Source organism: Bradyrhizobium sp. (assembly GCF_049512235.1).
In the GTDB taxonomy this organism is placed as follows: domain Bacteria; phylum Pseudomonadota; class Alphaproteobacteria; order Rhizobiales; family Xanthobacteraceae; genus Bradyrhizobium.
Map to the genome: position 1 here is coordinate 1 of NZ_JBEKXH010000287.1, position 8,439 is coordinate 8,439.

An 8,439-nucleotide genomic window follows, 5' to 3' on the forward strand; every position below is an offset into this window, starting at 1 on the left:
TCGAAAGATCGGCTTTTCCGAACGCTGGGGTGGCGAGGGAATGGGACGCCAACTCAATCCTCTGGGGTTTCCTCGGTATCCGGCCCCTTGTCTTCCAGACCGTAGAGACTGAGCTTGGCATAAAGGCTCTGGCGGCTCAATCCCAGCAACTCGGCGGTCGCCGTCCGGTTGCCGCCCGCAAGTTCCAGCGCTTGCTTGACATAGTGCTGCTCGACGATGCTTACCGTATTTTTGACCAGCTTGCGCAGCGAGGATTTTCCAATCTGCTCGCTGATCGATCCCAAAGCCTGCCGCAGCAGATCGCTCTCCCCGCCGGAGGGAAGGCGCCGAGCGACGTTTCGAAGCAATACGCCGATCCGGTTCTGCCCGCCCTCGCCGGCACCTGCCGATATCTCGATCTCGGTCTCCGTGCCCAGCTCGCCGCGAATGGTGGTCGTGAAGAGGCGCACGGTCTTGTGCCGCTGGACATTGGTGAGCAGCGCGTTCAGATCCGCACCGGGCTGCCACAGCCAGCGTCCGAGCGACTCCCCGATCGCCGATCCCTTGGAACCGACCTGAACCAGATCAAGAAAGGATTGATTGGCATGCTGGACGACGCCGGCTTCGTCCAGCACCACAAACCCGTCGGGCAGATGATCGATGAGTTCTTCGACGGTCGAAGGCTCGGCGTTTTCCGCGGGGGCCGACAAGTCGGAGGCGGGGGTAAATTGCAGCAGAAATACGTGGCCGGGCTCGGCCGTAATCAGCGACCCGCGCAGCATCCACGGCTTTGCTTCGGCGCCGAGATGCACGAGGATGCTCAGCGCCTTGCCGCGCTCACGGATGCGCGCCAGCATTTCGCGGACCGCATCGCGATCTTCCGCCGCCACGTCGTGAAGCAGTTCGCGTCCGGCCAGGTCATCGTTGCGGCGGCGCGGGGAATTCAACGCCTCAATCGCGGTGCGGTTAGCTTCGACGATCCGCAAATTGGCCGCGGACACGATCATCACGGCCTCGTTTGAGGCGTCGAATACCAGCCGGTACCTGGTCTCGATTTGCCGTAGTTTCCAGTAATCCCGCTCCATCGTCTGCTGCGCGGCAATCAGACGTGACTGCAATTCGGCGACCGCCTGAAGGTTTTTTCCGATCGCAAGCATCCCGGCACGGCCGCCGAGCAGCACGGTGGTGAATTCCATCGGAATTTCCAGGCCGCTCGGAAAGCGCTGATTGATCTGGCGGAACGCGGAAATACCGCTGACCCGCGCATCGTCGACCATGCGCTTGATCTTGTCGCCACCAATTTCGCCGGCGATTTCCACCCAAGGGCGGCCCAGCCAGCCATCTACGCTTTCGCCGTTCATGGCTGGGGACAGCGTCGCTTCGCGGATCACGCCTTCCATGTCGAGGAGCAGCGTGATGTCAGGCTGTACGGTCGGTAAGGCGGCCATGTTTTTATCTGCCGATCATTTTTCGTGAGGCGACGACAGCGAAATGATGCACGGAATATGCCAATGCCGCCTGACACTCCACGCGGAAAAGGAGCCTGTATTGCGCAGAAACTCACGGACAAGTCAATAAACACCTTTGTTTATAAACCTTTAGTTGTCATATGTCATTTACAGTCGAGGGAACCCGGTATGAGGCCCGGTATTATATTCCCCACTCGGCTAAAGCATTTTGACCGGACCGGACTTGATCTTGCTCAAAAATACGTCGAATAATGACAACAATAGTTGATGGTTCTAGCTGTCAATATGGATTAACAAACGGATTTTGGGTACAGAAAGCAAAGCCAAGGGAGAGCAAGATAGTGACCAAAGTTGCAATTTTAGCTGTTGTGGGAGCGGCGGTGGCGCTTTCGGGCGGCGGGGCTTCCGCGCAGGATGCAGCAAAGGGAGAACAGGTCTTCAAGCAATGTATGACCTGCCACCGCATCGGCCCGGACGCCAAGAACCTGATCGGACCGGTGCTTACCGGGGTCATTGGCCGGCAATCCGGCACAGCTCCAGGGTTCGCCTATTCGGCTCTCAACAAGGCCGCGGGCGAGAACGGACTGGTGTGGTCCGACGATCTCATCATGCAGTATCTGCCGGACCCCAATGCCTTCCTCAAGAAATTCCTCACCGACAAGGGCAAGCCCGACCTCGCAACCGGCTCGACCAAGATGACCTTCCACCTGACCGACGAACAGCAGCGCAAGGACGTGATCGCCTACATTAACAAGTTTTCCGACAAAAAGTAGTTGGGCCTGACCCGCGAAGAGCCGCCGGCCGCATTATTTGCGCCATCGGCGGTAAATGTCGATCAGGTGGGCCAGTCCGGCAACCGCAAGGCAGCCGGTGGCCATCATCCAGCCACTGCCTGTGAGCGCAACTCGCAGCGCCAGCAGCAGAAACGCGCCTGCGCACAGGTTTGGCAGCAGGTCGAACGGACCGATTCCACGCCGGGCACCATGCCAGTATGCCAGCAAAGCCGCGGCCTCGAGAACGACCACAACGAGGATCAGATCGACGAGGCGGCCACTCGCAAACAACTCAGCCATGTCCAAAGATCACACGGCCATCTGTTTCACGCAACACGATCCCCACCTGCTCTCCTGTTCACGCGACCGGCTGTTCACGCGACCGGCGCATTGAGCCGGACCACCGTCAGATTGAGAAAAGCGGCGAACGACACCCAAACAAGATAGGGCAGCAGATAGAGACTGGCCGGCCTTGCAAAGCGCCAGAACGCAACGATCGGCAACAGAATCGAGAGCCAGAGAAACACCACCTCGATCAGAGCCCAATCCGGCCGCTTTAGGGCAAAGAACAGCGTGCTCCAGAGCACGTTGAGAAAGCCATTTAGCGCAAACAGCACGATCACCCACTCCCGTTGCACGCGGTTTTGGGCGTTACGCCAGGCGTGGACCGCGGATGCCGTCGCAAGCGCGAAAATCACTGTCCATGCCGGCGCGAATAGCCAGTCCGGCGGCTGCCATGACGGTTTGCGCAGATTTTGATACCACGGCCCGGTGTCCGTCAGCGTTCCGCCGAGCACGGCGATGAAGATCGCGACAATGGCCGCGATCAGCACAGGCTTGCACGAACTGCGCCGCTCGGCCATCTACGCGGAGGCCAGCCCGGCCATATGGGCAAGGTTCTTGAAGAAAATCCGCACATGTGCGATCGGCTTGGCGCGGACCAATTCCTTGTTCATGTAGGCGTCCCAGGTCAGCTTCTGGACATCGCGGTCTCGGCAGATGCTGACAAAGCGTTCGCGGCGCCGGTCGTTCGAATACCAGTACCACTGCATCACGCCGAGGATCCAGAACACCACGCCGTGCATCCGCATGAACCGCTTTCGCGCCGTGCGCAGAGCGTTCACTTCGCCGGTTTCAAGGAACATGTCGACGGCTTCCGCCGACAATCGCCCACCGATCATCGCATAGTAAATCCCCTCGCCGGATGCCGGCGCGACAACCCCCGCGGCATCGCCGGCGAGCAACACGCTGCGACCGTCGTCCCAGCGCGGCAACGGGTGGAGCGGAATTGGTGCGCCTTCGCGACGGATGGTCTCGGCGCTCCCAAGCCCCGCCGCCGCACGCAAGCCGGCAACGGAGTTGCGCAACGAAAATCCCTTGTGAGCCGATCCGGTGCCGACGCTGACTGTGTCGCCGTGGGGAAACACCCAGCCATAAAAATCCGGCGACACCGTTCCACGGTAATAGACATCGCAACGTGTGCCATCGAAACCGGATTTCGGTCGCGGCGATCGGACGATCTCGTGATAGGCAAACACGTAAGGCAGGCGATCGGCCCCCGGGAGGCATTGCCGCGCAACCGCCGACAAGGCCCCATCCGCACCGATCAGCGCGCGACACCGAACCGCTGTTTCCTTGACGGTGCCGTCGCTGGCACGCTCCTCATAATACACGATCGTTGCTCCGCCAGCGTCGCGCCTGAAGCGTTTGAACAGTCCGGTTCGCCGCTTGGCGCCGGCCTCGGCGGCGCGTTCTCTCAACCACTCATCGAACACGTCGCGGTCGACCATGCCGACAAATCCTCCGTCGATTGGCATGTCGACCTGCTTGTCGGACGGCGACACCATGCGCGCGGAGTTGACGCGGGCGACCAGCAGGTGATCGGGAATGTCGAAATCCCGGATCAGCCGCGGCGGAATGGCACCTCCGCATGGCTTGATGCGCCCGGCGCGATCGAGCAGCAGGACGCTTCGCCCGAGGTTGGCAAGATCATGCGCGGCTGTTGCGCCGGAAGGGCCACCACCGACAACCACGACGTCGAACGTCTCGGAGATTACAGGCATATTACCCTCCAACTGCGACCGCCCGAAGATTGCCCTGCGGCATGACGCGCCTTGCAGGCGCGCGATGAACCGAAACCGCCATCAAGGCTGCCACAACGAACAGGCCGGCTTCAGATCCGAAGACAACCGAATAGGACAGCGCCGACGACGACAGCAGATATCGCGCCACATCGCTCGCCAGCGTTCCGAGAAAGCCGCCGATACCGAAGGCAAAGGCCTGGGCCGCGCCCCACAGGCCCATCCGCACGCCTTCGCGCTTTTCGCCGCTCGCGCTGACCAGCGCCATCATCGATCCGATGGCTGCCACCGCATAGGCGCCATTGGTCACGCCCAGCATGAAGACGGTCTCGCGCAACGGCCAAGCTTGGCCTACGACTGCTGCTGCCGTCAGGCAAAGCAAGGCGATCGCTGAAGCGATGCATCCGCCGACGGTCCAGATCTGCAGATTGCCGCGCGACCTTGGATAGACCGCGCCGATCGACGGCACCAGCGCCATGCCGATCAGCGTGCCGGCATGCTGAACGCCGGAAAGTTTTGTGGTCTCACCCGGCGTAAAGCCGAACACCGTGCCGGCGAACGGCTCGAGGATCAGATCCTGCGCGCTGTAGGCCAGCATCGAGACGAATACGAAAATGGCAAATCGCCGCGACCGTGGTTCGGCCCAGACTTCCATGAAAGCCGCACGGAACGAGGATTGCTGCGCTGTTCCCCGGGCGCGCTGATCGACCGAAGTCATCGCGTGGCCTTCAAAGCCCCATACGCCCGCTATCGTCAGGAGCATCGCCGCAACCGATACACAGCCCGATACCACCATCAGTCGCAGCGGCGAAAACGGATCGAGCATATGGCCGGCGACGGCCGTCGTCACAATAAAGCCCGCGATCATCATGACCCAGACGACGGTGGCCGCCGCCGCGCGGCGGTTGTCATCGGTGCGCTTGGCGAGCAGCACGAGCAGCGACGTGCCGGCGGCGCCGACCCCGCCACCGATCAGGCAGAACGCGGCAACCGCAAGCGCGATACCAAACAGCGGTTGTGTCGTCATCCACGCCGTCGCCACCGATGCCAGAAAGCCGCCGGTCGCAAGCACCGCCATGCCGCCGATGATCCATGGTGTTCGCCGCGCCCCAAGGTCCGAACCATGTCCCCAGGCGGGCCTGAAAACCTGTAGCGCATAATGGATAGCGACCAGCGCACCCGGCAGTATCGCCGGCATCGCCAACTCGACCACCATGACTCGGTTGAGCGTCGAGGTGGTGAGCACCACGATCGCGCCGAGACCGGTCTGCACCAGACCGAGCCGGACAATACCAAACCACGACATCACGGGATTGTTCATGGTCATGCCGCCCTGATCGCCGCCAACGCAAATGCACTGACGAGCATGCCGACCACGTAGCAGCTGATGCCGGTGCCGTTGTACCAGGGCGCGCGCTCACGCGGGCTCCCGAGGAAATGCGCCATCAGGAAGAATTGCGCGACCAGCAGCACGCCGACCGCGCCTGCGTGAAATGGCCGCTGCCAGCTCAGCAGCAACGCAACCACCGCGGCCTGCGGCGCGGCCATCACCAGGCAGGCAAAGCGGGCGGCGTTGCCGACGCCGAGCAGCACCGGGAGCGAATCGATGCCCATGCGCTTGTCGCCTTCGACCGATTTGAAGTCATTGAGGGTCATGATGCCGTGGGCGCCGATACTGTAGAGCAGTGCAATCAAGACGATGCGCAAGTCGGGGCTCGACGCACTCATGACGGCGGCGCCGGTGAACCAGGGCAGGCCTTCATAACAAAGCCCGCACGCGGCGTTGCCCCACCAGCCATTCTGCTTCAACCGGATTGGTGGTGCGCTGTACACCCAGGCGAGAACCAGCCCGACGACGGCCGCCAGGAAACCCCAGGTTCCGAGCAACGTCGCGACCAGCAGCGACAGCGCCGTCCAGATCACCGCGATATAAAGGCCCCAGCTTCCGGGAATGCGCCCCGACGGAATCGGCCGCTCGGGTTCGTTGATGGCGTCGACATGCCGGTCGTACCAGTCGTTGACGGCCTGGCTGGTGCCGCACACCATCGGTCCGGCCAGTACGACACCGGCGGCGATCAGCGGCCAACGCTGTCCCGGGGAGACGCCCGATGAAACGACGCCGCATCCAAGCGCCCACATCGGCGGGAACCAAGTGATCGGTTTCAGCAATTCCAGGACGACCAGGGGCGACGAACGCTGAGCCACGGTGCTATTCATCTTCGGCCTCCCCGTCAGTTGCGTGTTCGGCAAGCCCAAATCGGCGAAGCTTGACATAAAGGCTCTGCCGGCTGAGGCCGAGCATTTCCGCAGCCGAGGCCCTGTTGTCGCCAGTCAATTCCAACGCGGCCTCGATTGAAAGCTTCTCGATCACGTCGGTGGTCTCGCGCACCAGATCGCGCAGCGGTACCCGCCCGATCAATTCGATGAGTTGCGCCATCGAGCGCGGAAGTTCGCGCGACGACGACGACGACGACAGCCGTTTCTCGACGTTTCTGACCGCAAAACCAAAACTTGGCTTATCGTCGCCGTCCGCAATAGAGACCGCCGATACCTCGACGTCGGTCGTCACGCCGTATTCGCCGCGCATCGCCGTCGCGAACAGCTTGATCGAATCATTCTGCCGGAGATTTGCGAGCGCCACACTGAAATCCACGCCTGCTCTGCCCAGCCATCGGTCGAGCAATTCTCCGCGGGCCTGCTCCGCGCTGCTGAGCTGCGCCATCTCGAGGAAGGCTGGATTGGCCCTGACAATGCGGCCGTCGAATTGCGTAATCACCAGCCCATCAGGCGCCGCGTCGAAATACTTCAACAGCATCGACGTGGCCTTCAGCGTGCTGCCTTCGGGCGGCGATGCATGCGAAGCCAGACGAACAAGGAACAGCGCGGCGTTCTCCTGCCGAAACAAGGATACTCTGATGCTGCATTCACGTTGCCCATCCGCCAGATGCGCACGCGCGCTGCTGTCGCGACCGGTGGCGCGAACGTCCGCGAGAAGTGTCTGGATTGCCTGCGAACCGGCAGCGTCGAAATGCCCTGGAAATCCGGATTTGAGCAATTGCGGCGCGCTCTGGTCGAACAGGGCAAGCGCTGCCGGATTGGCGTCGATAATCGCGTTGCTGACGGTGTCAACGATCATGACAGCTTCCGACGAGACCTGAAACAGAAGCCGGTAGCGCGTTTCCGCGTGACGCAGCCGGACATAATCCCGTTCCATCGACTGCTGGGCGTTGATGAGCCGCTGCTGCATGGCTGCGAGCGGGCGCAGATCCCGCCCTACCACCACGAAACGGTCGTCTCTCCCGATATTGATGGCCGCATACAATACCGGGATATCCTCTCCGCCGGCCGACGGATGATTGACCTGGCGCCAGCTCGATGATTTTCGTACCACAGCGTCCTGCAGCAGCTCCCCGACCTTCGCCTTGGTATCCGGGGTTACGATCTCCGCGAGCTTCGATCCCATCCATCGCCCCTGCGCGTCTAGCTCGAGCGACAGATCTTCCTTGTTGAACGCCACATCGCGAATCAATCCCAGCCGGTCGACCACCAAAGCGACATCGGTCGCCGCCGCAATCAACTTCGCGGCCGACAGCGCACCGAGATCGCCCAGCGATTCCTTTGGAGATTTGAACACTTGCACCAGGGCAAATATCCTCCACCAACCAGTGATCCTCCACTCCAGCGTTCTTCCAACCCGGCTTCTTGTTATTGGCGGACGCGTGTCGCACGGAGTTCGACCTCATCTGCTCGCCGCCGCACCGGCTCAGCCCTATCAAGTCGCCAAGTCGAGGGAGGTTTGCGCGCGCCGCAATCGCATTTCACGACTCCCGGCGCGCGCGTTGAAGTTCGCTTGTAGTCGCTGGATCGGTTTATCTCGGCAGCGCCAGGCCGTGCTTGACGCCCCAGTCGAACCAGTTGTCGACGACGGTACCGGAAAGCAGGATCCCGATGCCGCCGGTCAATGGACAGAGCACCGCGAACCACCACGCCCAGCGATGGATCGATTCCGCCGTGGCGTTGAAGCCCATGGTCCAGCGCCAGAACAACGCGGCCCGCTCCAGCGCCGTTCCGCGATCGACGATCTGCTCGATCTCGCGCTCGCCGCCATAGCGGCTGACCGCGAGGATGGTTGCGCCG

Annotated in this window: 8 protein-coding genes and 1 pseudogene; 1 reads left to right on the top strand and 8 read right to left on the bottom strand. The window is 61.9% G+C overall.

The features are described from left to right. Positions 1 to 53: 53 nt before the first annotated feature. The gene (gene ppsR / locus ABSG20_RS23225; protein WP_423866854.1) at positions 54 to 1,427 is read right to left on the bottom strand and encodes a transcriptional regulator PpsR; all 1,374 of its coding nucleotides are present in this window, start codon (positions 1,425 to 1,427) and stop codon (positions 54 to 56) included. A gap of 359 nt (positions 1,428 to 1,786) precedes the next feature. Here ppsR (ABSG20_RS23225) and ABSG20_RS23230 point away from each other — a divergent pair, with 359 nt between their 5' ends. Further along, entirely contained in the window at positions 1,787 to 2,221 is a 435-nt protein-coding gene (locus ABSG20_RS23230; RefSeq protein ID WP_423866861.1) for a c-type cytochrome, read from the top strand. Positions 2,222 to 2,254: 33 nt separating this feature from the next. Here ABSG20_RS23230 and ABSG20_RS23235 read toward each other — a convergent pair whose 3' ends face one another. From ABSG20_RS23235 to ABSG20_RS23265, 7 genes and pseudogenes are all read right to left on the bottom strand, one after another. Beyond that, complete coding sequence (locus tag ABSG20_RS23235) at positions 2,255 to 2,521, bottom strand: hypothetical protein (protein ID WP_423866855.1); 267 nt, start codon at positions 2,519 to 2,521, stop codon at positions 2,255 to 2,257. Positions 2,522 to 2,595: 74 nt separating this feature from the next. Further along, positions 2,596 to 3,084: a TspO/MBR family protein gene (locus ABSG20_RS23240; RefSeq protein ID WP_423866856.1), complete on the bottom strand. Its 489-nt coding sequence runs from the start codon at positions 3,082 to 3,084 to the stop codon at positions 2,596 to 2,598. Further along, the gene (locus ABSG20_RS23245; protein WP_423866857.1) at positions 3,085 to 4,284 is read right to left on the bottom strand and encodes a geranylgeranyl diphosphate reductase; all 1,200 of its coding nucleotides are present in this window, start codon (positions 4,282 to 4,284) and stop codon (positions 3,085 to 3,087) included. A gap of 1 nt (position 4,285) precedes the next feature. Further along, complete coding sequence (locus ABSG20_RS23250) at positions 4,286 to 5,629, bottom strand: BCD family MFS transporter (RefSeq protein ID WP_423866858.1); 1,344 nt, start codon at positions 5,627 to 5,629, stop codon at positions 4,286 to 4,288. Then, positions 5,626 to 6,519 (bottom strand): chlorophyll synthase ChlG, encoded by an 894-nt coding sequence (gene chlG / locus ABSG20_RS23255; protein WP_423866859.1) that lies wholly within the window; start codon positions 6,517 to 6,519, stop codon positions 5,626 to 5,628. The genes ABSG20_RS23250 and chlG overlap by 4 nt, the downstream gene beginning before the upstream one ends. Then, the gene (gene ppsR, locus ABSG20_RS23260) at positions 6,512 to 7,942 is read right to left on the bottom strand and encodes a transcriptional regulator PpsR (protein ID WP_423866860.1); all 1,431 of its coding nucleotides are present in this window, start codon (positions 7,940 to 7,942) and stop codon (positions 6,512 to 6,514) included. The genes chlG and ppsR (ABSG20_RS23260) overlap by 8 nt, the downstream gene beginning before the upstream one ends. A 229-nt stretch (positions 7,943 to 8,171) precedes the next feature. Further along, positions 8,172 to 8,439: pseudogene (locus ABSG20_RS23265) on the bottom strand (photosynthetic reaction center subunit M); the annotation flags it as partial.

Coding starts and splice junctions, on each gene's coding strand:
- chlG (WP_423866859.1), bottom strand. CDS start 6,519: ATGAATAGCACCGTGGCTCAGCGTTCGTCGCCCCTGGTCGTCCTGGAA.
- ppsR (WP_423866854.1), bottom strand. CDS start 1,427: ATGGCCGCCTTACCGACCGTACAGCCTGACATCACGCTGCTCCTCGAC.
- ABSG20_RS23235 (WP_423866855.1), bottom strand. CDS start 2,521: ATGGCTGAGTTGTTTGCGAGTGGCCGCCTCGTCGATCTGATCCTCGTT.
- ABSG20_RS23250 (WP_423866858.1), bottom strand. CDS start 5,629: ATGACCATGAACAATCCCGTGATGTCGTGGTTTGGTATTGTCCGGCTC.
- ABSG20_RS23245 (WP_423866857.1), bottom strand. CDS start 4,284: ATGCCTGTAATCTCCGAGACGTTCGACGTCGTGGTTGTCGGTGGTGGC.
- ABSG20_RS23240 (WP_423866856.1), bottom strand. CDS start 3,084: ATGGCCGAGCGGCGCAGTTCGTGCAAGCCTGTGCTGATCGCGGCCATT.